This is a genomic window from Streptomyces sp. BYX5S (genome assembly GCF_054724165.1).
In genome coordinates this window covers 5171743-5192670 of record NZ_CM138829.1, presented here as the reverse complement: position 1 = coordinate 5192670, position 20928 = coordinate 5171743, and the positions used below count along the sequence as shown (strand labels likewise).

Annotated in this window: 26 protein-coding genes; 8 read left to right on the top strand and 18 right to left on the bottom strand. The window is 72.0% G+C overall.

Translation table 11 applies throughout. From position 1 onward, the window contains the following. The first annotated feature begins 1 nt into the window (after window position 1). Entirely contained in the window at window positions 2–1516 is a 1515-nt protein-coding gene (locus ACYBSK_RS23730) for a DHA2 family efflux MFS transporter permease subunit (RefSeq protein WP_460243240.1), read from the top strand. Window positions 1517–1524: 8 nt separating this feature from the next. On the opposite strand, the gene ACYBSK_RS23725 is transcribed toward ACYBSK_RS23730, so the two are convergent. The 5 genes from ACYBSK_RS23725 to ACYBSK_RS23705 form a co-directional block, all read right to left on the bottom strand. Further along, the gene (locus ACYBSK_RS23725) at window positions 1525–1857 is read right to left on the bottom strand and encodes a DUF4333 domain-containing protein (RefSeq protein WP_457479246.1); all 333 of its coding nucleotides are present in this window, start codon (window positions 1855–1857) and stop codon (window positions 1525–1527) included. A gap of 108 nt (window positions 1858–1965) precedes the next feature. Next, window positions 1966–2973, bottom strand: a complete 1008-nt coding sequence (locus ACYBSK_RS23720) for a DUF5914 domain-containing protein (protein WP_460243239.1) — start codon at window positions 2971–2973, stop codon at window positions 1966–1968. After that, window positions 2970–3998, bottom strand: a complete 1029-nt coding sequence (locus ACYBSK_RS23715; protein WP_460243238.1) for a phytoene/squalene synthase family protein — start codon at window positions 3996–3998, stop codon at window positions 2970–2972. Before ACYBSK_RS23715 ends, ACYBSK_RS23720 begins: the two co-directional genes overlap by 4 nt. Beyond that, window positions 3995–5533, bottom strand: coding sequence for a phytoene desaturase (locus tag ACYBSK_RS23710; protein WP_460243237.1), 1539 nt, complete (start codon window positions 5531–5533; stop codon window positions 3995–3997). Before ACYBSK_RS23710 ends, ACYBSK_RS23715 begins: the two co-directional genes overlap by 4 nt. Then, window positions 5530–6795, bottom strand: coding sequence for a polyprenyl synthetase family protein (locus tag ACYBSK_RS23705; RefSeq protein ID WP_457479242.1), 1266 nt, complete (start codon window positions 6793–6795; stop codon window positions 5530–5532). The genes ACYBSK_RS23710 and ACYBSK_RS23705 overlap by 4 nt, the downstream gene beginning before the upstream one ends. 217 nt (window positions 6796–7012) lie before the next feature. On the opposite strand from ACYBSK_RS23705, the gene ACYBSK_RS23700 reads away from it, so the two are divergent. From ACYBSK_RS23700 to ACYBSK_RS23685, 4 genes are all read left to right on the top strand, one after another. After that, window positions 7013–8221: a lycopene cyclase family protein gene (locus tag ACYBSK_RS23700; protein WP_460243236.1), complete on the top strand. Its 1209-nt coding sequence runs from the start codon at window positions 7013–7015 to the stop codon at window positions 8219–8221. Window positions 8222–8254: 33 nt separating this feature from the next. Further along, complete coding sequence (locus ACYBSK_RS23695; protein ID WP_460243235.1) at window positions 8255–8977, top strand: methyltransferase domain-containing protein; 723 nt, start codon at window positions 8255–8257, stop codon at window positions 8975–8977. Further along, window positions 8974–10533, top strand: coding sequence for an FAD-dependent oxidoreductase (locus ACYBSK_RS23690; protein ID WP_460243234.1), 1560 nt, complete (start codon window positions 8974–8976; stop codon window positions 10531–10533). The genes ACYBSK_RS23695 and ACYBSK_RS23690 overlap by 4 nt, the downstream gene beginning before the upstream one ends. Before the next feature lie 72 nt (window positions 10534–10605). After that, on the top strand, window positions 10606–11016 hold the full coding sequence (locus ACYBSK_RS23685; RefSeq protein ID WP_460243232.1) for a VOC family protein: 411 nt from the start codon (window positions 10606–10608) through the stop codon (window positions 11014–11016). Between the two features lie 22 nt (window positions 11017–11038). On the opposite strand, the gene ACYBSK_RS23680 is transcribed toward ACYBSK_RS23685, so the two are convergent. The 3 genes from ACYBSK_RS23680 to ACYBSK_RS23670 form a co-directional block, all read right to left on the bottom strand. Then, window positions 11039–11614 carry a dihydrofolate reductase family protein gene (locus tag ACYBSK_RS23680; protein WP_460243231.1) on the bottom strand — a complete coding sequence of 192 codons (576 nt, stop codon included), beginning with the start codon at window positions 11612–11614 and terminating at the stop codon, window positions 11039–11041. Between the two features lie 54 nt (window positions 11615–11668). Beyond that, complete coding sequence (locus ACYBSK_RS23675; RefSeq protein WP_460243230.1) at window positions 11669–12286, bottom strand: dihydrofolate reductase family protein; 618 nt, start codon at window positions 12284–12286, stop codon at window positions 11669–11671. Between the two features lie 188 nt (window positions 12287–12474). Further along, window positions 12475–12654: a DUF6480 family protein gene (locus ACYBSK_RS23670; RefSeq protein ID WP_457479235.1), complete on the bottom strand. Its 180-nt coding sequence runs from the start codon at window positions 12652–12654 to the stop codon at window positions 12475–12477. Window positions 12655–12848: 194 nt separating this feature from the next. Here ACYBSK_RS23670 and ACYBSK_RS23665 point away from each other — a divergent pair, with 194 nt between their 5' ends. Next, the gene (locus ACYBSK_RS23665; protein WP_460243229.1) at window positions 12849–13754 is read left to right on the top strand and encodes an oxygenase MpaB family protein; all 906 of its coding nucleotides are present in this window, start codon (window positions 12849–12851) and stop codon (window positions 13752–13754) included. Window positions 13755–13760: 6 nt separating this feature from the next. Here the strand turns inward: ACYBSK_RS23665 and ACYBSK_RS23660 are convergent, their stop codons facing one another. The 3 genes from ACYBSK_RS23660 to ACYBSK_RS23650 form a co-directional block, all read right to left on the bottom strand. Beyond that, the gene (locus ACYBSK_RS23660) at window positions 13761–14144 is read right to left on the bottom strand and encodes an SRPBCC family protein (RefSeq protein ID WP_460243228.1); all 384 of its coding nucleotides are present in this window, start codon (window positions 14142–14144) and stop codon (window positions 13761–13763) included. Between the two features lie 103 nt (window positions 14145–14247). Further along, window positions 14248–14832 (bottom strand): lipocalin family protein, encoded by a 585-nt coding sequence (locus tag ACYBSK_RS23655; RefSeq protein ID WP_457479232.1) that lies wholly within the window; start codon window positions 14830–14832, stop codon window positions 14248–14250. Window positions 14833–14955: 123 nt separating this feature from the next. Beyond that, window positions 14956–15171, bottom strand: a complete 216-nt coding sequence (locus ACYBSK_RS23650) for a hypothetical protein (protein ID WP_457479231.1) — start codon at window positions 15169–15171, stop codon at window positions 14956–14958. A 198-nt stretch (window positions 15172–15369) separates the two neighbouring features. Here ACYBSK_RS23650 and ACYBSK_RS23645 point away from each other — a divergent pair, with 198 nt between their 5' ends. After that, entirely contained in the window at window positions 15370–16017 is a 648-nt protein-coding gene (locus ACYBSK_RS23645; RefSeq protein WP_460243227.1) for a dihydrofolate reductase family protein, read from the top strand. 65 nt (window positions 16018–16082) lie between these two features. Here ACYBSK_RS23645 and ACYBSK_RS23640 read toward each other — a convergent pair whose 3' ends face one another. After that, window positions 16083–16316, bottom strand: a complete 234-nt coding sequence (locus tag ACYBSK_RS23640) for a DUF5133 domain-containing protein (protein WP_460243226.1) — start codon at window positions 16314–16316, stop codon at window positions 16083–16085. Window positions 16317–16514: 198 nt separating this feature from the next. Here ACYBSK_RS23640 and dps point away from each other — a divergent pair, with 198 nt between their 5' ends. Further along, complete coding sequence (gene dps, locus ACYBSK_RS23635) at window positions 16515–17072, top strand: DNA starvation/stationary phase protection protein Dps (RefSeq protein WP_457481832.1); 558 nt, start codon at window positions 16515–16517, stop codon at window positions 17070–17072. Between the two features lie 217 nt (window positions 17073–17289). Here dps and ACYBSK_RS23630 read toward each other — a convergent pair whose 3' ends face one another. The 6 genes from ACYBSK_RS23630 to ACYBSK_RS23605 form a co-directional block, all read right to left on the bottom strand. After that, window positions 17290–17544 carry a gas vesicle protein K gene (locus tag ACYBSK_RS23630; protein ID WP_457481831.1) on the bottom strand — a complete coding sequence of 85 codons (255 nt, stop codon included), beginning with the start codon at window positions 17542–17544 and terminating at the stop codon, window positions 17290–17292. Window positions 17545–17627: 83 nt separating this feature from the next. Next, window positions 17628–17816, bottom strand: coding sequence for a gas vesicle protein (locus ACYBSK_RS23625; RefSeq protein WP_457479228.1), 189 nt, complete (start codon window positions 17814–17816; stop codon window positions 17628–17630). Beyond that, window positions 17813–18691, bottom strand: a complete 879-nt coding sequence (locus ACYBSK_RS23620; RefSeq protein WP_460243225.1) for a GvpL/GvpF family gas vesicle protein — start codon at window positions 18689–18691, stop codon at window positions 17813–17815. Before ACYBSK_RS23620 ends, ACYBSK_RS23625 begins: the two co-directional genes overlap by 4 nt. Next, entirely contained in the window at window positions 18684–19061 is a 378-nt protein-coding gene (locus ACYBSK_RS23615; RefSeq protein WP_457479226.1) for a gas vesicle protein, read from the bottom strand. Before ACYBSK_RS23615 ends, ACYBSK_RS23620 begins: the two co-directional genes overlap by 8 nt. Beyond that, window positions 19061–20224: an SRPBCC family protein gene (locus ACYBSK_RS23610; protein ID WP_460243224.1), complete on the bottom strand. Its 1164-nt coding sequence runs from the start codon at window positions 20222–20224 to the stop codon at window positions 19061–19063. The genes ACYBSK_RS23615 and ACYBSK_RS23610 overlap by 1 nt, the downstream gene beginning before the upstream one ends. Next, window positions 20217–20909 carry a DNA primase gene (locus tag ACYBSK_RS23605; RefSeq protein WP_460243223.1) on the bottom strand — a complete coding sequence of 231 codons (693 nt, stop codon included), beginning with the start codon at window positions 20907–20909 and terminating at the stop codon, window positions 20217–20219. The genes ACYBSK_RS23610 and ACYBSK_RS23605 overlap by 8 nt, the downstream gene beginning before the upstream one ends. Window positions 20910–20928: the final 19 nt, after the last annotated feature.

Below are 20928 nucleotides of genomic sequence, written 5' to 3'. Positions count from 1 at the left end.
CATGAGCCAGCCAACCAACGTCGAGAGCGTGGACGTGCCCGCTGACGGCGGCAGTTCGACCGTCCCGCCCGCGAGTGCGACATCGGCGCGCGCGGGCGTCCTCATCGCCGTTCTTGTCGCCTCCGCGTTCGTGATGATCCTCAACGAGACGATCCTGAGCGTCGCCCTGCGCGACCTCACCGTCGACCTGGGGGTCTCCACGACGACCGTGCAGTGGCTGACCAGTGGCTTCCTGCTGACGATGGCCGTGGTCATCCCGATCACCGGTTTCCTTCTCGAGCGCTTCTCGGCGCGCCAGATCTTCCTGGCATCGCTGACGGCGTTCAGCACCGGCACCCTGATCAGCGCGCTCGCGCCCGGCTTCGGCGTGCTGCTCACCGGGCGTGTGGTGCAGGCGTTCGGCACCGCCGTGATGATCCCGCTGCTGATGACGACGGTGATGCGTCTGGTCCCCGCGGAGCGCCGCGGCGCGATGATGGGCACCATCACGATCGTCATCGCGGTGGCCCCGGCCATCGGCCCGACGGTGGGCGGCGCGGTGCTGTCCTCGCTGGGCTGGCGCTGGATGTTCTGGATCGTCCTGCCGCTGGCGCTGGCGGCGCTGGTGATCGGCGCGATATGGCTGCGCCTGGACGGCGAGACGCGGAAGGTGCCGCTGGACGTGCTGTCGGTGGTGCTCTCCGCCCTCGGCTTCGGCGGTGTCCTCTACGGTCTCGCCTCCATCGGCGAGTCCGGTGGCGGGGAGCACGCGGTCGCGCCGTGGATGCCGATCGTCGCCGGTCTGGTCTGTCTCGCCGTGTTCGTCCTGCGCCAACTGCGCCTGCAACGCGGGGATCGCGCCCTGCTGGACCTGCGCCCGCTGGCGAACCCCACGTTCTCCGTGGCCCTGCTGCTGTCCGCGCTGCTGTTCATGTGCATGCTGGGCGCGGCCGCGATCCTGCTGCCGCTCTACCTTCAGACGGTCATGGGCACGTCGACCTTCGTCAGCGGCCTCGCCGTCCTCCCCGGCGGCCTGCTCCTCGGCGTGCTTGGCCGCCCCGTGGGCCGGCTCTACGACCGTGTCGGTGCCCGTCCGCTGGTGATTCCGGGGGCGGCCGCGCTGGCCGCCTCGCTGTGGCTGTTCTCGCTGCTCGGCCCGGACTCCGCGCTGGCGGCGGTCATCGGCATCCACCTGCTGCTCATGGGCGGCCTCGGCCTGATGATGACCCCGCTGATGACGGCGTCCCTGAACGTGCTGCCGGACCACCTGCACTCCCACGGCAGTGCCATCCTCGCGACGATGCAGCAGGTCGCGGGCGCCTTCGGTACGGCGGTCTTCGTCACCGTGGCGTCCCGCGCGTCCGACGGCGCGTCCGGTGCGCCCGACGCGAGCGGCCTGAGCGCGGCGTTCGTCCTCGCGGGCGTCATCGGCCTCGTGGCGTTCGCGGCCTCGCTGTTCTTCGGCCGCGGCGCGAACGCCGTGCAGGGCCCCGCGACACTCGCGAAGGCCCTGCCACGCCCGGAGCGCGGGGACTGAGGTCCCGGTCAGCCGCCCGCGGCGTCGTCGACCGCGAAGTCCATGTCGACCTTGTCGCCGTCGACCGACTTCGCGGTGACCGTCATGCCCAACGTCTGCCCGCCGTCGGTGAGTCGACAGCGCACGGTCGCGCCCACCTCGGCCTTGAGGTCGTCCTCGCAGGTGACGTCGTCGGGCTCGCGGCCGACCTTCTTGCCGAGCGCTGTGGAGGCCTGCTTCGCGACCTCGTCCTTGCTCACGCCCTTCGAGCCCACGCTCACGGAACAACCCGCAGCGCACGCCACCGCCAACAACGCTCCTGCCGCTCGTACGACGATGCGTCCCTGGGCCGACTGCCGCATGCCAACTCCTCCTGGATCAACAACCGTTCATGTCACGCTCCCGGACGCGCGAAGTCGTTCTCCTGGTTCCGGCCGGGGGTGACGCCCCCCGACCGGGCTTGACGGAGGTCAGTAGGGCAGGTTCGGTCGGGTGCGCTGCGTCCAGCGGCGTTCCGCGTAGGCGAGGTCGTCGCGCCACAGACGCCCGGCCGCCGTGCGCATCAACGGGCGCAGCAGGAAGGACGCGTGGCGCGCGAAGGTGAAGCCGGGGCGTTCGGAGGTGGCGAGCACCGCCTCGACCACGGCCGTGCGGGGCCGGGGGTGACCGGGCGGGGTGACGGGGGTGGCGTGGGTCTCGACGACGGAGTCGCGCCCCTCCCCGTCCGTGATGTGCATGACGACGGTGCGCGGTTCCGGAGCCGTGAAGACGGCGCGGACGGGAACGACGAGCCGGGTCGTGAGCTTGAAGGAGACGTCGACGACGAACCGGTCCGGTTCGTCGGCGTCGCCCTCGGGGCTCTCGGTGACGGTGAGGTCGACGAACGAGTAGGGGTGGAACCAGGCGCCGTGCCAGGGATCCAGCCGGTTCGCGACGATGTCCTCGGGCTCGCAGCGCCCGAACCCGGTGTAGACGGCCTGCAAGGAGCGTTCCGGATCCGGGCGCGGGGGCAGCACCGGCCGGTCGAGCGGCTGCTCGCCGTCCACGGCGTCGAGGCGGACCCACATCAGGACCCCGTCGTCGTGGACGGGAAGCGTGCGCCAGCCGGGACCGCCCTGGGCGCCGAGGGAGAGTCCGTGCCAGTGGCAGACGATCGTTCCGCAGCGCAGCGGGCTGTCCTTGAGCGGCGCCCCCAGGTGGGGGCAGGCGCCGGGGCCGGCGGCCAGGTTGCCGTCGGCGTCCCGCCAGACGACGAGTTCCCGGCCCGCGACGGTGCGTCCCAGGGGCGCGTCGGCCGGTACGTCGCGGGTGGCTCCGACGACGTACCAGTTGCCCGACGGGCGGGCCTGGGAGCGCTTCAGCGCCGTCTCGATCACGGCGGGGCGCGCCTGCCGCCAGGTCGGTTCCTGACGCTCCCACGGCTGCGGGTTCTTGCGGCGCGTCAGCGGGAATCGGGGCGTACCTGGTTGCTTGCTCATGCTGCCTCTTCGCGGGCCGAGGTGGCCAGGGTCAGGGTGTCGGGCGTCCGACCGGCGCAGGAGTGCCCGGGTCCGGAGGCCGGGGCGGTGGAGCGGTGGCGGATCCGAGCATGCATGATGCGGGCCAGTCCGTCGAGGGCGACGACCGCGCGACGGCGGCGGGGCACGACGGCGCGCCGGTGCAGGACGTTGTAGCCGTCCGCGGCGACGGCGTCGAGGATCCCGGAGTAGAGGACGAAGGCGGTACGGATGCAGGGCCGGGACACCGGGTCCAGCAGGGCGATTCCGGGGACCGCCTGCCGGTACACGCCGCGGGTGAGCGCCTCGAAGGCCCGCAGCGCGTCGGTGACGCGGTGATCGGAACGGCCGGTGGCGCGGCTCCACAGGAGCCGGTCGCGGTCGACGCCGTGCGCGGCGAGCAGTTCGGCGGGAATGTACACGCGCCCGCGGTCGAGGTCCTCGCCCACGTCCCGCAGGAAGTTGGTGAGCTGGAAGGCCACACCGAGGTCGGCCGCGTACGGTTCGGCCTCGGCGCGCGGCACGACCGTCCCGAGGACGGGGAGCATCTGCAGTCCGATCACGGCTGCCGAGCCGTGCATGTAGCCCCTGAGGTCCGCATAGGTCGGATAGTCCGTGACGGTCAGGTCGTCGCGCATCGCCGTCATGAAGTCCTGGAAGTGGCGGGCGTCGATCTCGTAGCGGTGCGCGGTGTCGGCGAGAGCCTGGACGACGGGTTCGCCGCTGTGACCCTCGCGCAGGCCGGTGCGCAGGCTGGTCGCCAGCTCCTCCAGCGCCACGCTCCGTTCAGCGTTCGTGCTCCGGTCGCCGAGGGAGTCCACGATGTCGTCGGCCCAGCGGGCGAAGCCGTACAGGGCGTGGACCGCGGGGCGGTGCCGCGCGGGCAGGAGCCGGGTCGCCAGGAAGTACGTCTTGCCGTGGCGGGCGTTGAGCTCGCGGCAGTGCGTGTAGGCGTGGCGGAGGGCGGGGTCGGTGATGCCGGCTGCGTCGAGTTCGCGGGCGGTCACGAGGCGGCTTCCTTCGGGGTCTTGAGCCCGGTGCGGGCTCGGCGGGTGGCCGGCGGGGTCGGTCCGGTGATGCGGGCGGCGGCGAGCTTGCCGGACAGCAGCACGGTGGGCACGCCCACGCCGGGGGTCGTTCCGCAGCCTGCGAGGACCGCGTTGTCGGTTCCGCGTACGAGGTTGCGCGGGCGGAACGGGCCGGTCTGCGCGAAGGTGTGCGCGGCGGAGAACGGGGTGCCCGCGGCGTGCTCCTGGGCGTGCCAGTCGGCGGGCGTGACGAGGCACTGTTCGTCGATGGCGTCGCCGATGCCGTCCAGGCCGCGCCGCTCCAGTTCGGTGAGGAGCTCGCTGCGGTAACGCGGTGCCAGGTCGCCCCACTGGGACGCGCTGGGGCCGACGTCGGTGTTCGGGCAGGGCGCCAGGATGTAGTGCAGGTGCCGGCCGGGCGGCGCCAGCGTGGGGTCGGTCGCGGTGGGCCGGGTGATGAGCAGCGACGGGTCGCTCATCAGCTGCCCCTTGCGGGTCAGCTCGTCGAACGTCTCGTGCCAGGCCGAGCCGAACGAGATGGTGTGATGCGCCAGTTGCGGCCAGGTCCGGTCGGTCCCCGCGTGCAGGATCACGGCCGACGGGGCGTTCCGTACCGGGGCCGGGCGGCGCGGGGTGCGGCCGAGCAGCCGGTAGGTGACGGGCAGGTCGGGGGTGAGGACGACGGCGTCGCAGGGGATCCGCTCGTCGCTGGTGACGACGGCGGTGACGCGGCTTCCCGAGCGTTCGAGGCTCTTCACGTCGCGGCCGTAGAGCAGTTCGGCGCCGGCGTCCCGGGCGGCGTCCGCCATGGCCTGCGGCAGCGCGTGCATGCCCCCGCGCGGGAAGTACACGCCGGCGATCGTGTCCATGTAGGCGATGACCGCGTAGGCGGCCAGGGCACGGGCCGGGGGCACCCCCGCGTACAGGGCCTGGAAGGAGAAGACGCGGCGCAGGCGCTCGTCCTTGATGAACCGGGCGATGCGGGAGTCCATGCGGCCGAAGCCGCCCAGCGCGGCCAGGCGCGCCAGGTCGGGGGTGAGCAGTTGCAGCGGTGAGTCGAAGTTGGTGTCGATGAAGTGCTTCATCTGCGCCTGGTAGAGGCGGTGCAGCCAGCGGCGCAGCTCGACGTACCCCGCGGCGGCCCGAGGGCCGGCGAAGTCCTCGACGGCCTGCTCCATGGCCTGCGCGTCGGTGTGGACGTCGAGGCTGCTGCCGTCGGCGAACGAGGCCCGGTAGGCGGGGTGCAGAGGGATCAGGTCGACCCGGTCGGCCAGCCGCTCACCGACCGCGGCGAACGCCTCGTCGGCCAGGTCGGGCATCGTCATCACGGTGGGGCCGGTGTCGATCCGGTAGCCGCCGCGCGTGAGCAGTCCCGCGCGTCCGCCGGGCCGATCGTCGCGCTCGACGAGCGTCACGCGCCGTCCCGCGCCCAGCAGATGGAGCGTGGCCGCGAGGCCGGAGAGCCCCGCGCCGACCACGACGACGTGGTCCGTCCTGCCGCGTACGGTCTTCACTGTGCCGCTCCCTGGAGTGCGCCGACGGCCGGGGTGCCGGGCCGGGTCGAAGTGCCGGAAGGCACGGGGACTTCGCCGCCGGCCACCTGTTGGAGGAGCAGATGCAGTCGGGCACGGGCCTCGGGATCGAGTGTGGCCGCGGCGAGGTGACGCATGCTCTGCGCGACCAGACGGCGGATCTTGTCCTCGACGACGCGCCTGGCCCCGGTGTCCTCCAGGACCTGCCGGATGTCGGCGAGGTCGTCCGCGCCCAGATCGTGCCGCCCCAGGCAGCGGTCCATGACCCGCAGGGTGCGCAGGTCACCGTCCCGTTCGGCACGGGCGTGGGCGAGGGCGACCAGATACGTCGGCTTGCCGGCCTGGAGGTCGCCCGCGGCGGGTTTGCCCCGCGGGTCGGGGTCCGTGAACACGTCGTCGAGGTCGTCGCGCAACTGGAAGGCCAGGCCGGCGCCGCGCCCCGCCGAGCACAGCGACCGCAGGGTCGCCTCGTCGGCGTCGCCGAGGACGGCTCCCAGTTGCAGCGGGCGCTCCACGGTGTACAGGGCGGTCTTCAGGCACGCGGCGCGAATGGCGTGGCTGAGGGACCGCGTGGAGGTGTGCTCGCCCTGGATGTCGAGGTACTGCCCGGCCACCATCTCCAGGCGCATCTGCCCCCACGTCTCGCGGATCCGCCGCATCTGGTGCGCCGGGATGTCGAGGACGGCGGCCTCGTCGTCGGCCCAGGCCAGCGCCAGGTCACCGGCGAGGATCGCCGCCGACTCGCCGAAACGGGCGTCCTCCGCGCGGACGGAAGAGGCGTACTGCGCCGCGAAGTTCACGTGCACCGCGGGGCGGCCGCGCCGGGTGGGCGCCTGATCCATGATGTCGTCGTGGATCAGGGCGCACGTCTGTATCAGCTCCAGCGCCGCGCTCAGTTGAAGCGCCGCCTCGATCTGCCGCTCGTCCGGCAGCCCGCAGGCGCGCAGCCCCCACCACAGGAACTGCGGGCGGACGCGCCGCCCGCCGCCCAGGGTGAAGTGCGCGACGCGCTCGGCCACGTCGGCGCCGAACGTGGCGTCGACGGCGGTGGCCTGCGCGACGCGCCGCGCGAGGAGCGGGGCCAGGCGGCGCTGCACGGTCAGCGGCACGTCGTCGTCGATCTGGCGCACACGCATCGAGCGCGGCAGGGGACCGCCGCCCGTGGCGGCGAGGTCGCCTTCGCGGTGCGCTCCGTGAGGTGGGGCGACCGTAGCGGTGGCGGCCGGTGCCTCGTGGGAGGGCATGTCGGCTCCTTAGGGATGCGTGTGACGGGAGATGCTGTTCAGGGCATTCCTTGCCCTGCGCGTGTTCGGATGCGCCTGACCGTGGCAAATGGAGCAACATCGCGTTCGGACGGCTGTGGGTGGTGGGCAGAAGCGTGAAGGCCGGACCGCGCATCCGCACGGGGGGAGCGGCTGGAAGAGTGATCCGTATGCGACTGTGCAAACACTGGAGGTGAACGTGCGCTCGGACGTGGTGATCATCGGCGCCGGGGCTGCTGGGCTGTCGTTGGCGGAGCGCCTGTGCACCACGCCGGGGGCGTCGGACGCGCTGTCCGTCCGGCTCATCGACGCGCCCGCCGGCCCGCTGCGGCCCCCCGCGCGCACGTGGTGCTTCTGGGAGCAGGGGCCGGGGCGCTACGACGACGCGGTGACCGCCGCCTGGAACCGGATGCGGGTGAGCGGCACCGACGGCCGCACGGCGGGCGGCAACACGGGCTCGCTGCGGTACAAGATGATCCGCTCGCCCGACTTCGAGGCGCTCGTGGAGCGCCGTCTCGCGGCGCAGCCGGGGATGGTGCGCTCGGAAGGGGTGGTGGAGAGCGTCGAGGCGAGCCGTGCCGGGCCCGCCGTGCTGGTCCGCACGGCCGACGGCGGCCAGGAACGCATAGCGGCGCGCTGGGTGTTCGACTCCCGGCCGCTGGGCAGTCTGCCCCGGGCCCGTACGACGCTGTTGCAGCATTTCCGCGGCTGGTTCGTCCGCACGGACCGGCCGGTCTTCGACCCGGAGTCCGTCGAGCTGATGGACTTCCGCACGCCGCAGCCCGAGCGCGGTCTGGCCTTCACCTACGTGCTTCCGACGAGTGACCGCACGGCTCTGGTGGAGTACACGCAGTTCTCCCCGGCCACGCTGCCGGGCGACGACTACGACCGCGCCCTCACCGCCTACGTCCACGACGTCCTGGGGGTGCGCGACTTCCACGTCGAGGCCCGCGAAGAGGGCGTGATCCCCATGACGGACGGCCGCTTCACCCGCCGCAGCGCACAGGGCGTCTTCAGGATCGGCGCGGCCGGCGGCGCCACCCGCCCCGCCACGGGCTACACCTTCGCCGCCATCCAGCGCCAGACAGCGGCGATCGCGGACGCCCTGCTGGCGGGCCGCGATCCCGAGCCACCGGCCCCGCACTCGGAACGCTCCATGCTGATGGACGCGGTCCTGCTGAACGGACTGGCCCGGGGCCATGTCGACGGCGCGGCCTTCTTCATGCGGCTGTTCTCGCGGGTGCCGACCCAGCGGCTGCTGCGCTTCCTCGACGGCGCCACCACGCTGGCCGAGGACCTCTCGATCGGCCTGAACAGCCCGGTGGGGCCGCTGCTGCGCAGCGCCGTGGAACTCCCCGCCCGACCACGGCGGCCCGCCCCCGCCACCCGTCCCGACCGGTCCTCGTAAGGGACCCGGTCCCCGTCCTCGTAGAGGAGCTCCATGCCCACCTTGCGCGATGCCGAACTGGCATCGGCCTTCGACCACGCCGCCGGCAGCTACGACGCCCTGGTGCGGGCCAACCCCGGCTACCACGCGCACCTGCGGCGCTCGGCGCGCCGTCTGGGTCTCGACTCCCGCGGGCGCGGCCTGCGCGTGCTCGATCTGGGCTGCGGCACGGGCGCGTCGACGGCGGCGCTGCTGTCCGTGCTGCCGGAGGCCTCGATCACCGCCGTGGACGCGTCGGCGGGGATGCTGGAGAGGGCGGCGGCCAAGTCCTGGCCCACCGGGGTCACCTTCACGCACGCGCCTGCCGAGGAACTGGACCCGGGCGCGCTCGGCGGCCCCTTCGACGCGGTGTTCGCCGCCTATCTCTTCCGCAACACCGCCGACCCGGACCGCGTGCTGTCCTCGGTGTCGGCGGCGCTCAAACCGGGCGGCCGGCTGGCCGTGCACGAGTACACCCTCAGCGGCAAGCACCGTCACCGCGCCCTGTGGTCGGCGGTCTGCGCGGGCCTCGTACCCGTCACCACGGCGCTCGGCGACGGCGCTCTGTACCGCCATCTGTGGCGCAGCGTCGTCGAGTTCGACACGGCCGAGCAGTTCGCCGACCGGCTGACCCGCACGGGGTTCACCCGGGTCCGGGTGCTGCCGCTGCCCGGCTGGCAGACCGGCATCACCCACACCGTCGTCGGCCAGGCGCCGGGGGAGAGGACACACCGATGAAGCCTCGGCACACCCTGCCGCCGGGAGGCCTGGACCGCCGGGCCGTACACCTCCCGGCCGCGCCCGGAGCGGCCAGGGCCACCGGCACGCCGCCCACCACGGCCGTCGTGGGAGGCGGGATCGCGGGCCTCGCGGCGGCCGTCGCGCTCGCCGAACGCGGCGTGCGGGTCACGCTCTTCGAACGCGAGGCGGCACTCGGCGGGCGGCTGGCCGGGTGGCACACGGATCTGGCCGACGGTTCGTCCGCCACCATGAGCCGCGGCTTCCACGCCTTCTTCCGTCAGTACTACAACCTGCGGTCGCTGCTGCGCAGGACCGATCCGCACCTGCAACGGCTGACTCCGCTGCCGGACTATCCGCTGTGGCACGCCGACGGTATGCGCGACAGCTTCCGTAATGTCCCGCGGACCCCGCCGTGGAGCGCGCTGGGGTTCGTCGCGCGCAGCCCCACCTTCACCCTCAAGGACCTCCCCGGGATGAACGCGCGAGCGGCCCTGCCGCTGATGGACGTGCGGGTACCGGAGGTCTACGACCAGTTGGACGGCGTCAGCGCCCACGACTTCCTTCAGTCCATCGGCTTCCCCGAGGCCGCCCACCATCTGGCGTTCGAGGTGTTCTCGCGCAGCTTCTTCGCGGATCCCCGGCTGCTGTCGGCGGCCGAGATGGTGCTGATGTTCCACATCTACTTCCTGGGGTCCGCCGAAGGCCTCCTGTTCGACGTCCCCAACGACCCCTTCCCGACCGCCCTGTGGGATCCGCTCAGCGCCTACCTGGAGAAACAGGGCGCCGAGATCCGCCTGTCGGAGCCGGTCGACCGGATCGAGCCGTCGTCCGACGGCGGGTTCACCGTCGCCGCCGGAGCCGAGACCCGGCACTACGACGCCTGCGTGCTCGCGCTCGACACCGGCGGGCTGCGACAGGTGGTGCGCAGCAGCCCCGGGATGGGCGACGCGCCCTGGCGCGACCGGATCGCCGGGCTGCGGACCGCCCCCGCCTTCCTCGTCTCCCGGCTCTGGCTGGACCGGCCGGTGGGGCACGACCGGGCCGGATTCCTCGGGACCAGCGGCTACGAAGGCCTGGACAACGTCAGCGTGCTCGACCGCTGGGAGCAGGAGGCCCACCGGTGGTCCCGTCGCACGGGCGGGTCCGTGGTGGAACTGCACGCCTACGCCGTCGCCGACGACGCGGACCGGGCGAGCGAACAGCAGCGGCTCATCGACCAGTTGCACCGGGTGTATCCCGAGACCCGCTCGGCCCGCATCGTCGACGTCCGCCACGAGTGGCGCGACGACTGCCCGCTGTTCCCGGTGTCCGGTTACCAGGACCGCCCCGCGGTCACCACACCCCACTCGCGCCTCATGGTCGCGGGTGACCTGGTGCGTACGGGGCTGCCGGTGGCGCTGATGGAGCGGGCCGCGACCAGCGGCATGCTCGCGGCCAACGCCCTGTTGCGGCAGTGGCGGCTGCGCGGACATCCGCTGTGGACCGTCCCGCAACGGGGACGTAGCCCGCTTCTGCGGCAACTGGCGGGGCGGGCGGGCACGTTGCCGCGCTGAGGAACGGCGCCGCCGGGCACGGCGCAGGCGCCCCGGCCCCCTCCGCGCGCGAGCCTGTGGCAAGATCGCGGAATGTTGCGACTTACCGACTTCATCATCGACTGCCCGGACACGATGAAGCTGGCGGCCTTCTACGCGGAGGTGACGGGGCGTCCGGTCAAGGAGGGCAGCGACGAGCACTGGGCCGGTATCCGGTTCGGTGACATCGAACTGGCCTTCATTCAGGTGGAGGACTACCGCGCCCCGCGGTGGCCGGACAGCGAGCACCCCAAGCAGTTCCACCTCGACTTCGAAGTCGACGACATCGAGGCTGAAGAGCGCCGGGTCGTGGCTCTCGGCGCGACCCTCCAGCGCGACTGCGTGGGCCCCGACGGCTACGGATTCCGCGTCTACACCGACCCCATCGGCCACCCCTTCTGCCTCTGCCGCAACAAGGGCGTCACCTGGACCGACCACGGCCCCGTGTGGCCCGAGCGCGGCTAGGGCCTGCGACCGCCGGGCAGCATCAGTGCAGGGTGGGCCGGTAGACCAGTTCCTGGATGCGGCGGTCGAGCGTTCGCTGCTCGATCAGGTCCAGGTCGAAGTCGGCCGCGCCCGCGAAGACCGGGTCCAGGCCGGTGCGGCCGGTGATGACGGGGAAGAGCGTGACCTGCACGCGGTCCACGAGGCCGGCGGCCAGCAGGGCGCGGTTCATCGACAGGCTGCCGTGCGAGCGCAGCGGAACGTCCGACTCCTCCTTGAGGCGGGCGATCACGTCGACGGCGTCGCCGCGCTCGACCGTCGCGTCCGGCCAGTCGAGCGGGTCCTTGAGCGTCGTCGACACCACCGTGGCCGGCAGGTTCCGCATCCGCGTCACCCAGGGGTCCCGTACCTCGGACTCCTCCGTGCTCGACGCCACCATCTCCGCGAAAATGCGGTAGGTGTTGGCCCCGAAGACCATCCGCTGCTCCGCGTCGTACAGAGCGAGGCGGTGGTCGAGCAGTTCGGGCCCCTGTTTGCCCCAGTAGCCGGTCCAGTCGCCGCCGGCGGCACCGTACCCGTCGAGGCTGGAGAAGACGTCGAAGGTGTAAGTGGCGGTCATCTCGGGTTCCTTGAGTCGATGGCGGTGGGAAGGTGAGTGGGGCCCTGCGGGCCTCTACGGTGCGTACTGGGGGCGCCCGGTCGGGCGGTAGACCTGGATGGTCACGCCCTTCGGGGTGGTGCGCGAGTGCACCAGGTCGAGCGCCGCGTCCGGGCCGGTGCCGGGGAACAGGCGCGTGCCCTGTCCGACGATCACCGGATAGACGAGCAGGATGATCTCGTCGACCAGATGGTTGTCGAACAGCTCGCGCACCAGGCGCCCGCTGCCGTGCACTTGGAGCTCACCCGTCGGCCTCTCGGCCTTGAGCGTGCGGACGGCGGTCGCCATGTCACCCGACAGCACGGTCGTGCTGGCCCACCGCGGTTCCGTGAGGGTGGCCGAAACGACGTACTTGGGCTGCTTGTTCAACGCCGACGAGATCGGATTGTCGCCCGCGTCCGCGCCCCAGGAGCCGGTGCCCCAGGAGTCGGCGAAGATCTCGTAGGTCCGCCGGCCGAACAGGAACGCGTCGGCGCGCTGGTAGACCTGGCAGAGGTACGCCTCGGCCTCGGCGTCGAACAGGGGCAGCGCCCAGCCGCCGCGCTCGAAGCCGCCGGACCGGTCCTCTTCGTGTCCGCCGAGTCCCTGCATCACGCCGTCGACGGAGACGTTCGTGACGGTCGTCAGTTTCATGGTCGCGGTTCCCTCCTCGCGCGCGCAGAAGCGCGTTGGCGGCCGACCCCGGCGTGCCGGGGGCTTCCACGAAACAGACTTCCGCGGAGGAGAGAACTCATCGCTCCAGCCGCACCGTCGACGTCGACGGCGAGGCGCATCGCGTGCGCGGCGGGCCCAGTGACCGTGCCGCGCACGCGGTACCGCTCTTACAGACCCCAGATGCGGGCGACGAAGAACCCGGCCACCAGCAGCGCACCGACCGCGACGAGGGCCACCCACACGGCGGGGTGTTCCCAGATGCCGCCGTCGGCCCGTTCGCGGTGCGCCTCGGCGATGGAGCCCTCCGCCGGAGGAGTCTCATTCGGGGGAACGAGGGGATGAGTCATGCCTCCACGGTCTCTCGCTCCGCGGCGGTTCGCACGCCGAGCCAGGCCTGCCGCTCGGTCGCACCTTTGAGCGGCAGGTCTCGCTCGGCCCTCCGGAGGCCGACGGCCGCATCCGCCGAGCCACCAGAGGGCGAAGGGACAACAGATGCCGAGAACGGTGTTCCCGACGCATGACACGTACGTGAGGTGCCCGCATGGCCATCGTCCCTCCGCGCGCCCTGGAGCCTCTGCGCCGACGGGCCGGTGCGATGCTGTTCGCGCGCGTCGCCGGCGCCGAGGGCCCCCGTAACCGCGCACTGATCCACGGCACTCCCGGGCCGCGGTGGTTCCCGCCGGACAGCCCCGTGCGGCGGGTGCACGCCGACAGTGCCATGTTCGTCGGCGGACTGTCCGCCCTGCTGCTCCAGACCCTCCACCCGTCGGCGATGGCCGCGGTCGCCGCGCACTCCGGCTACCGCGGGGACCCCTGGGGCCGCCTGCACCGCACCAGCACGTTTCTCGCGACGACGACGTACGGAACCGCTGACCTGGCGCAAGCGGCCTGTGACCGGGTGAACGCCGTGCACGGCCGCATCCGGGGTGTCACCGATGAGGGCGTCGCCTACCGGGCGTCCGATCCGCATCTGGTGGAGTGGGTCCACATCGCCGAGGTCGACTCGTTCCTGCGGGCCCACCAGCGCTTCGCCGCCGACCGGCTCACGGCGAGCGAGTGCGATCGGTACGTCGCGCAGATGGCCCGCATCGCCCACGCCCTCGGGGTGGCCACGCCGCCGGAGTCCGTGTCCGAGCTGCGGGACCGCCTCGCGGCCTACCGTCCCGAGCTGCGGGCCACCGAGCAGGCGCTCGACACCGTCCGGTACCTGATGTTCAGCCCGCCGCTCCCCGCCCCCGCGCTGCCGTTCTACGCCGCGCTGGCGTCCAACGCGGTCGCCCTGCTGCCCCCGTGGGCGTCGGCCCAACTGCGCCTGCCGCGCTGGGACTTCGCCGAGCGGTGGGCGGTCCGGCCGTCCGGCCGGTTCGTCACGGGGGCGATTCGGTGGGCGATGCACGATCCGGCGGAGTCGGTGGCGCGTGGCCGTGTCGCTCCGGCACGCCCCTGACGCTTCTCACGGCCGGACGAGGCGGTGCAGGGCGTGGCGCGCCAGGGGTGCGTAGGCGAGGACGACGAGTGCGGGGCCCTCGATCGTCAGCCGCGTCGAGACACCTGACACGCCGGAGCGGTCGACGGTGTGGCCCAACTGCATGCGCACCGGTCCGGCCCGCACGCGCCAGGCCCACGCGCGGGCCTCGACGTCGACGTCCGTGACGACGAACCGGACGGCGGGCCCCACCACGGGTTTCACCCGCCCCCTCATCCCCGCCCGGAGCACGCCTTCCGTCTCCACCGAGCGGATCTGCGCGGCCCACGTCGACCACAGGGCGGGCTCGGCGTACCGCCGCCACACCGTGTCCACGTCGGCGGCGCCCTGGACCCGCAGCCTCAGTCGCATGTGTCCACGGTGCCCGCGCGGGAAGGTGTTCGCCAGCGGCGGGGAGACGGCTCCACGGCGGGCTGCGCGCCGGGCCGCCCGCGGGCGGCCCGGCACACAGCTGTCAGCACAGGGCGCCGTGCGGCAGGCCCGCACCGTCCTGGCGGGTGACGTGGAAGTCGCAGCCGTCGAGCCCCGCCGCATCGATGGAGGCGCGCACCGCGGGGAGCTGCCCGGCGGGCAGCTCCGTGGTGCGGGAGAGCACGAAACCGGCCGTGCGGTCGCTGTTCGTCACCACGGCCCAGCGGTACTCGGGGTCGATGCCGGTCACGATGTAGTTGGCGTCGTCGCTGTGGCGGAAGGAGTCGCCGGACTTGCGGAAACTGACGTTCAGGTTGGCTCCGGAGGCGTCGAGCGCCTTGGCCTCTCCCGTGATGCCACTCGTGGTGCCCAGCCACGTGGTGCAACTGTTGCGGACGCCGACGGTGTCCGCCGCCGTGGCGGTGTAGACGGCCTTCACGTTCTTGGCGCACTGGATCTCGAAGAGCCTCGGCACCGCGGCGAGCTGGTACCAGGTCCCCTGGTAGCGGTTGATGTCGAGCCGGTCGACCGACGGCGGGGGCTGCGGAGCGGCGTGGGCGGTCGGGGCGACGAGGCCGAGGCCCAGCAGCGCGGCGGGCACGACCGTGAGACAGCGGGAGAGCGACACGAATGTCCTTTCGTGGAAACGACAAGTGACGGGGTATGACTGTGGTGACCGGCGGCACACCATGTGACAGCTCTTCCGCGCCCGATGCCGATTCGGATTCGGTGAGGCCGCACCTTTGGCCCTTCAGTGTGTCCAGTCGTCGGGTCCGCCGCCGCGCCACTCGATCAGCCCGGTCCGGACGACATCCACCTCGTCGAACGACTGGAGCCCGGCGTTCTGAAGGAAGGCCGCGACGTCCCTCACGTTGAACGCCCGGCCGAGGATCGTGCCGTCGACGCGTACGCGCCGGCCGCCGTCCTCGTCGGGCGGGTAGATCACTACGGGCTGCGGAGAGGCCATGCCGCCATCGTGGAGCGGGCGCGGCCTCCCCGCAGCCCGGGTGTCGGCTACTCGGGGGCGAGCAGGTCCCCGCGATCGGAAAAAGACTCGCGGACGGATGTCGATCCAGCCGCCCCCTGTTCGACGTCATGATGGCGGCGCCTTGCCGCACGAGGACGCGACACGACACGACACGACACGACACGACGAGGGAACCCCATGGATCAGCTGTTGCGAGTCATGAACTTCACCGTCTCGAAGGACGGAATCGGGGCGGGTGAGGACCAGAGCCTGGAGCGCCCGTTCGGCCACGCCGTCGATCCGGCGAAGCTGTTCGCCTGGGCCGGTGCCACGGCGAGCTGGCCCATGCGCACGGACGGCGGAGGCAGCCGGGGCATCGACGACTACTTCACGCGGGACTTCGCCCGCGACATCGGTGCCGAGATCATGGGCCGCAACAAGTTCGGACCGCAGCGCGGACCGTGGCAGGACCACGAGTGGCGCGGTTGGTGGGGTGAGGAGCCCCCGTTCCACACCCCGGTGTTCGTCATGACCCACCACACACGCCCGTCGTTCACGCTCTCCGACACCACGTTCCACTTCGTCGACGGCGATCCGGCCACGGTCCTCGGCCAGGCGCGGGAAGCGGCGCAGGGCAAGGACGTCCGACTCGGCGGCGGGGTCACCACGGTCCGGCAGTTCCTCGACGCCGACCTCGTCGACACCCTGCACGTGGCGGTCGCGCCGGTCGAGCTCGGGTCGGGACTGCGCCTCTGGGAATCCCCCGACGAGCTGCTCGACCGCTTCCACCTGGAGGTGGTGCCCAGCCCGAGCGGCATGACGCACCATCTGTTCTGGCGGAAGTGACGGTACCGACTGGCCGGCCGCCGCTCCGGGGGCTCCGATCCCGTAGCGGCGGCCGGCCGGAGGCGTCACGCCGCCTGGGGTTCCTCGTCGGAGTGGGCGGCCGCGGCGGTTTCCAGGACGCGGTCGGCGGCGAGGAGGGCGTCGGGGATGCACTGGGTGCCCGTGGTGACGCACAACGTGTAGGTGACGTCGTCGAGTTGCCGCTGAAGCTCCTGGGTGGGGCGTTCGGAGAAGCGCAACTGCACGTCGGCATACCGGCTCAGAAGTGTCCGGATGACCTTCGGGTCGGGATTCAGCACGAGGCTCCGCCTGTTCTGTTGTCCTATGGGTCGTCGGAGGTCCAGTGCCCCGGAAGGTGCCGGGCATGCCCTCCGTTTCCGGTCGATCGTGGCGCATTCCTTGCGGAGGCGATGCTGAAGAAATGGGGTGACATGTCGGGGTGAAAGGGGGGTATGGGGGGAGACACAGCAAAACCGTACGAGACAGGAGATGTGACGTTGACCTCCCAGGCCGCCCCGAAGTACACCGTGCCCGGTATCACCACCAAGGATGCCGGGACCATGATCACGCTGCTCCAGCAGCGGCTGCACGCGCTGAACGACCTCCACCTGACGCTGAAGCACGTGCACTGGAACGTCGTGGGTCCGCACTTCATCGCCGTGCACGAGATGCTCGACCCGCAGGTCGACCGTGTCCGGGACATGGCCGATGACGTCGCCGAGCGCATGGCCACCCTGGGCGGGGTCGCCCAGGGCACGCCGGGCGCGCTCGTCGCGGAGCGTTCGTGGAAGGACTACAGCGTGGGCCGGGCCGATGCCATCGCCCACCTGGGTGCCCTCGACCTCGTCTACACCGGAGTGATCGGGGACCTGCGGGCCGCCGTCAAGGAGGTCGGGGACATCGACGCGGCCACCGAGGACCTGCTGATCGAGCAGCTGCGGGACCTGGAGCAGTTCCAGTGGTTCGTGCGCGCCCACCTGGAGACCGCGGGCGGCACCCTGGCCACGGCCGACGCCGCCACCGAAGTGGAGGCGTCGCGCGCCGGCGCGCAGTGACCGATGCCCGCCGCACCGGGCCCGCCCCTTCGGGGCGGGCCCAGAGCCTGTGAACAAACCCCCGTCTGCGCTGCGGCGCCCGGCACGCACGCTCGCGGCGTTGCCGAACCGCCCGAGTAGCTCCGCTACTAGGACGCTCCGGCGCCTTGCGATCGCACGCACCGGACGCCGCAGCGCCCGCCCTTCGGGCGGACGACGGGGGTTTGTTCACAGGCTCTCAGCGCGGCAGCAGGGGGCCCAGCGGGCCCAGGTCGATGTTCAGGTCCTCCGGGGCCAGGTCGTAGCGCTCACGCAGCTCGGCCATCCGGTCCTCGAGCAGCATCAAGGTCAGGCCGATCCGCTCCTCCTGGTCCTCCGACAGGTCTCCCGTGTCGAAGCGGCGGATGGCCTGACGCTCCATCAACTGCCGCAGCAGTTCGATGATGGTGAGCACCAGCTTCATCAGGTCGCGCTCCACGGTGTCGTGATCCATCTGGATCCGTCCGCGCGGCTTCCCGGTCCCGGCCGGCTCGCCCCGCTCGGCCGGTGCGGGGGTCGGGGCTTCGTCGTCGGAGTTCACAGCAGGTCTTCCCAGGGTGAGGGGACGTTCTCGTTCACCGAGCTGATGAGGGCGTTCAGGTCGATCCGCACGAGGTCGACGTCAGCGATGCGCAGCGTGACGTCCCCCGCGAGCACGACGCCGCCCGCCAGCAGCCGGTCCAAGAGGTCGACGAGGGCGATCTCCCGCCGTTCGATGACGGTCATCGTGAGTCACCCGCCTCCGGTCGCGCCCCGTCCCGCGTGCCGTCCCGTGCGTCGTCGGGCGGGTCCTCGGACGGTGCGGAGAACGAGTACGCGGCCCAGGGGCCGGTCAGTTCCACGCGCAGGCCGGGCTGCCCGTCCTTGTGACCGTCCACCAGCTCCACGAAGGCCTCGGACTCCGAACGGCGCACCAAATAGGCCGCGTTGAAAACGTTGCGGTCCGGCGACTTCGACAGTTGCGGGTTCTGCGGCGGATGCACACGTGTGTCGTCGGCGGCCTCCGCCAGCTCGTCGTGCAGGCCTTGCGCGAACCCTTCCGCCCGGCGCCACAGCTCGTCGCGGCCCGTCCGCTCGGCCCGCCGGCGCCGGAGGTAGTCGCGCCCGGACCCCGCGGCGGCCGAACCCGGCGAGAGCCGGTCCCGCCGTGCCCCGTCCGCCGCGCCGGAGGCCGCCGTGGGGTGCGCGTCGTCCTGCCCCACGGCGGACGCCACGTACACCTTCACGCCCCATTCCACGCGGTCGTGGAGCCGGGCGAGCGAGGACCGGAAGCGTTCGGCCTCCGTCTCCAGCATGGCCCGCACGCCGCTGTCGTCGTGGAACACCGTGGCCAGGCGCAGCGGCAGGGGACTGGTGACCGAGGTCAGCGCCGCGATCACCGTCTGGTGCGCGCGGGCCGTCTCGGAGAGCCAGTCGAGGTTCTCCAGATTCCGGCGCAGCGCCTTCTCGGAGAACTCGTCGGCCGGTACGTGGCCGACGACGGCCGTCAGACCTGCGTGCTGCAACTGGTGCGGGGCGGCCCCCGCGACGCCGGTCAGGTCCGCTGCCAGCGGGGCGTCGAGGGGGCCGCACACGGCGTAGACGTAGCGCAGCTCAGTCATGTCGAGTCCCCTTCCTGCGTGGCTCCTTCTGCGGGGCCGAGTCGAGTTCCTCGTGCGTGCCGGCGTCCTCCAGGGCGGCCAGCCGCTGCCTCAACTCGGCGTTCTCCCGCGCGAGTTCCTGGTGCCGTGCCCCCGAGGAGAGGGCCGGGTCGTGCTCCCACCAGTCGATGCCCATCTCCTTGGCCTTGTCGATCGAGGCGACGATGAGGCGCAGCTTGATGGTGAGCAGCTCGATGTCGAGCAGGTTGATCTTGATGTCACCCGCGATCACGATGCCCTTGTCGAGGACACGCTCAAGGATGTCGGCGAGGTTGGCGCCGGAACTCCCCCCGCCGAGCGGGGAGTCGGGGAGGCTGCTCGCGGGGCCCATCAGCGGCTCCGCGCTCCGGCGCGTTCCCGGTCGCGCTCAGGTTCGGCCTCGTACTCGGGCTCGTACTCGGTTTCGTACTCGGTTTCGTACTCGGGCTCGTGCTCGTCGGCAGGGGCCCGGTCGTCCTCGTACTCCAGGTCCTCCTCCTCGTCCGTGTACTCGCCGTCGTCGCCCTCCTCGGCGTCGTCGTCCTCGCCGTACTCGCCGTACTCGTCCTCGGCCTCGTCGTCCGGGGTCTCGTCGCCCTCGTAGGCGCGGTCGTCCTCGTCGGTGTACTCGTCCTCGTCGTACCCGGCGTCCTCGTCGCGCTCCTCCTCGGCCACCGCGTCCTCGTGGCTCCGTACGACCTCGCCGTCGCGGATCTCGCCGCGCCAGCCGTCCGTCGCCTCGCCCTTCATGGAGATGAAGCGCGCGAAGTGCTTGAGGTCGAGACGGGCCCGGCGGCCCTGCGCCCGCCAGATGTTGCCGGTCTTCTCGAAGAGCCCCTTGGGGTAGTACTCGATGATCAGCAGGACGCGGGTGAGGTTCTCGCCCAGTTCGTGGAAGGTGATGACACCCTTCGTGGTGCCCTTGGCCCCTTCCGAACTCCAGCTGATGCGCTGGTCGGGTATCTGCTCGGTGGTGTGCGCCTTCCAGCTGCGGCTCGACCAGAAGATCTTCATCTGCCAGTCGGAGGTCACGTCGTCCGCACGGCCGGCGCTCTTCACGCCCCGGGCGAAGGTCGAGAACTCCTGGTACTGCGTCCACTGGTCGTAGGCGGTGCGGACGTTCACCCCGACGTCGATGCTTTCGAGGATGACCGTCGGCTTCTGGCCGCTGCCCGACTTGGACTTGCCCTTGCCGCCCTTGCCGAACAGTCCCTTGACCCCGCCGACCAGGTTGTCCTTGAGGTGCCCCGCGCCGAGCTCGACCGCCGAGCGCAGCGGGCTCTTGCCCTCGGCGAGCTTGCGGCCGCCGGCCAGGGCGAGCTTGGCGAAGCCGGGGCTGTTGCCCTCCGCGATGTCGTTCAGCTTGACCGTGGTCTGCCCCAGCTTGCGGCCGGCCCCGGTCAGCACACGGGTCAGCTGCGCCGCGACGTAGTCCTGCGCCTCGGCCTTGAGGCGGTCCGCGGCCTCGCTCTTCGCCAGGTCCTTCAGGGGATTGGTTCCGCTCGCCTCAGCCATGGCCGCGCTCTCCCCTCGCGTCGCCGCGCGGGGCCCGCCGGGCGGCCCCGGTGGCCTTCTTCGCGGGGGTGGAGGCCTTCTTGGCCGCGCCCTGGGCCCGCTGGCCGCTCTTGCGCGGCGCGGCCCCGCGCGCGCCCGAGCCACCCGAGCCGCCCGAACCGGTGGACTTCTTGGCGGGGGCCCGCTTGCGCGGAGCCGGCCGCTCGGCATCCTGCGAACTGCCCTTGTCCTGGGCCCCGTTGTCGTCGGAGGAGCCACCGCTGTGCTCGTCGGCGCCCCCGTCGTCGTCCCGGTCCCGCGTCGCGCGCCCGGTCACCTTGCCGCTCACTCCGCCCGTGGCCTTGTCCGCCACGTCCTCGACGGGGGCGACGCCGTCGATGCGGTCGCGGATGCCGGCCGTGCTGTTCTGCAGCCGGCCGGCCAGGCCCTCGATCTGCCGCTCCAGGATCGCCCCGGTGGCGGCCTTGCCGACGCCGCGGAAGTCCTCGCGGAGCTGTCCGCCGAGCTCCTTGAACTGCGGGTTGTTGTCCAGTTGCGTGCGGACCAGGTCCAGGACGGCCTTCGGGCTGAGTTGCAGCTTCTTCCCGGCGACCATGGTGCCGACGGCGAAGGCGAGCTTCAGCTTCTTCGTGCGTCCGAGGAGATATCCGGCACCCACTGCGAGGCCGAGTGTTGCTCGGTTCATGGTGTGTCGTCCGTTCCCG

Excerpts from the sequence above, each read along its gene's own strand:
- ACYBSK_RS23630 (WP_457481831.1), bottom strand. The coding sequence starts at position 17,544 with ATGGATCACGACACCGTGGAGCGCGACCTGATGAAGCTGGTGCTCACC.
- ACYBSK_RS23725 (WP_457479246.1), bottom strand. The coding sequence starts at position 1,857 with ATGCGGCAGTCGGCCCAGGGACGCATCGTCGTACGAGCGGCAGGAGCG.
- ACYBSK_RS23665 (WP_460243229.1), top strand. The coding sequence starts at position 12,849 with ATGGCCATCGTCCCTCCGCGCGCCCTGGAGCCTCTGCGCCGACGGGCC.
- ACYBSK_RS23660 (WP_460243228.1), bottom strand. The coding sequence starts at position 14,144 with ATGCGACTGAGGCTGCGGGTCCAGGGCGCCGCCGACGTGGACACGGTG.
- ACYBSK_RS23695 (WP_460243235.1), top strand. The coding sequence starts at position 8,255 with ATGCCCACCTTGCGCGATGCCGAACTGGCATCGGCCTTCGACCACGCC.
- ACYBSK_RS23685 (WP_460243232.1), top strand. The coding sequence starts at position 10,606 with ATGTTGCGACTTACCGACTTCATCATCGACTGCCCGGACACGATGAAG.
- ACYBSK_RS23720 (WP_460243239.1), bottom strand. The coding sequence starts at position 2,973 with ATGAGCAAGCAACCAGGTACGCCCCGATTCCCGCTGACGCGCCGCAAG.
- ACYBSK_RS23680 (WP_460243231.1), bottom strand. The coding sequence starts at position 11,614 with ATGACCGCCACTTACACCTTCGACGTCTTCTCCAGCCTCGACGGGTAC.
- ACYBSK_RS23615 (WP_457479226.1), bottom strand. The coding sequence starts at position 19,061 with ATGGGCCCCGCGAGCAGCCTCCCCGACTCCCCGCTCGGCGGGGGGAGT.
- ACYBSK_RS23705 (WP_457479242.1), bottom strand. The coding sequence starts at position 6,795 with ATGCCCTCCCACGAGGCACCGGCCGCCACCGCTACGGTCGCCCCACCT.
- ACYBSK_RS23650 (WP_457479231.1), bottom strand. The coding sequence starts at position 15,171 with ATGGCCTCTCCGCAGCCCGTAGTGATCTACCCGCCCGACGAGGACGGC.
- ACYBSK_RS23610 (WP_460243224.1), bottom strand. The coding sequence starts at position 20,224 with ATGGCTGAGGCGAGCGGAACCAATCCCCTGAAGGACCTGGCGAAGAGC.
- ACYBSK_RS23730 (WP_460243240.1), top strand. The coding sequence starts at position 2 with ATGAGCCAGCCAACCAACGTCGAGAGCGTGGACGTGCCCGCTGACGGC.
- ACYBSK_RS23645 (WP_460243227.1), top strand. The coding sequence starts at position 15,370 with ATGGATCAGCTGTTGCGAGTCATGAACTTCACCGTCTCGAAGGACGGA.
- ACYBSK_RS23690 (WP_460243234.1), top strand. The coding sequence starts at position 8,974 with ATGAAGCCTCGGCACACCCTGCCGCCGGGAGGCCTGGACCGCCGGGCC.
- ACYBSK_RS23620 (WP_460243225.1), bottom strand. The coding sequence starts at position 18,691 with ATGACTGAGCTGCGCTACGTCTACGCCGTGTGCGGCCCCCTCGACGCC.
- ACYBSK_RS23670 (WP_457479235.1), bottom strand. The coding sequence starts at position 12,654 with ATGACTCATCCCCTCGTTCCCCCGAATGAGACTCCTCCGGCGGAGGGC.
- ACYBSK_RS23605 (WP_460243223.1), bottom strand. The coding sequence starts at position 20,909 with ATGAACCGAGCAACACTCGGCCTCGCAGTGGGTGCCGGATATCTCCTC.
- ACYBSK_RS23625 (WP_457479228.1), bottom strand. The coding sequence starts at position 17,816 with ATGACCGTCATCGAACGGCGGGAGATCGCCCTCGTCGACCTCTTGGAC.
- ACYBSK_RS23675 (WP_460243230.1), bottom strand. The coding sequence starts at position 12,286 with ATGAAACTGACGACCGTCACGAACGTCTCCGTCGACGGCGTGATGCAG.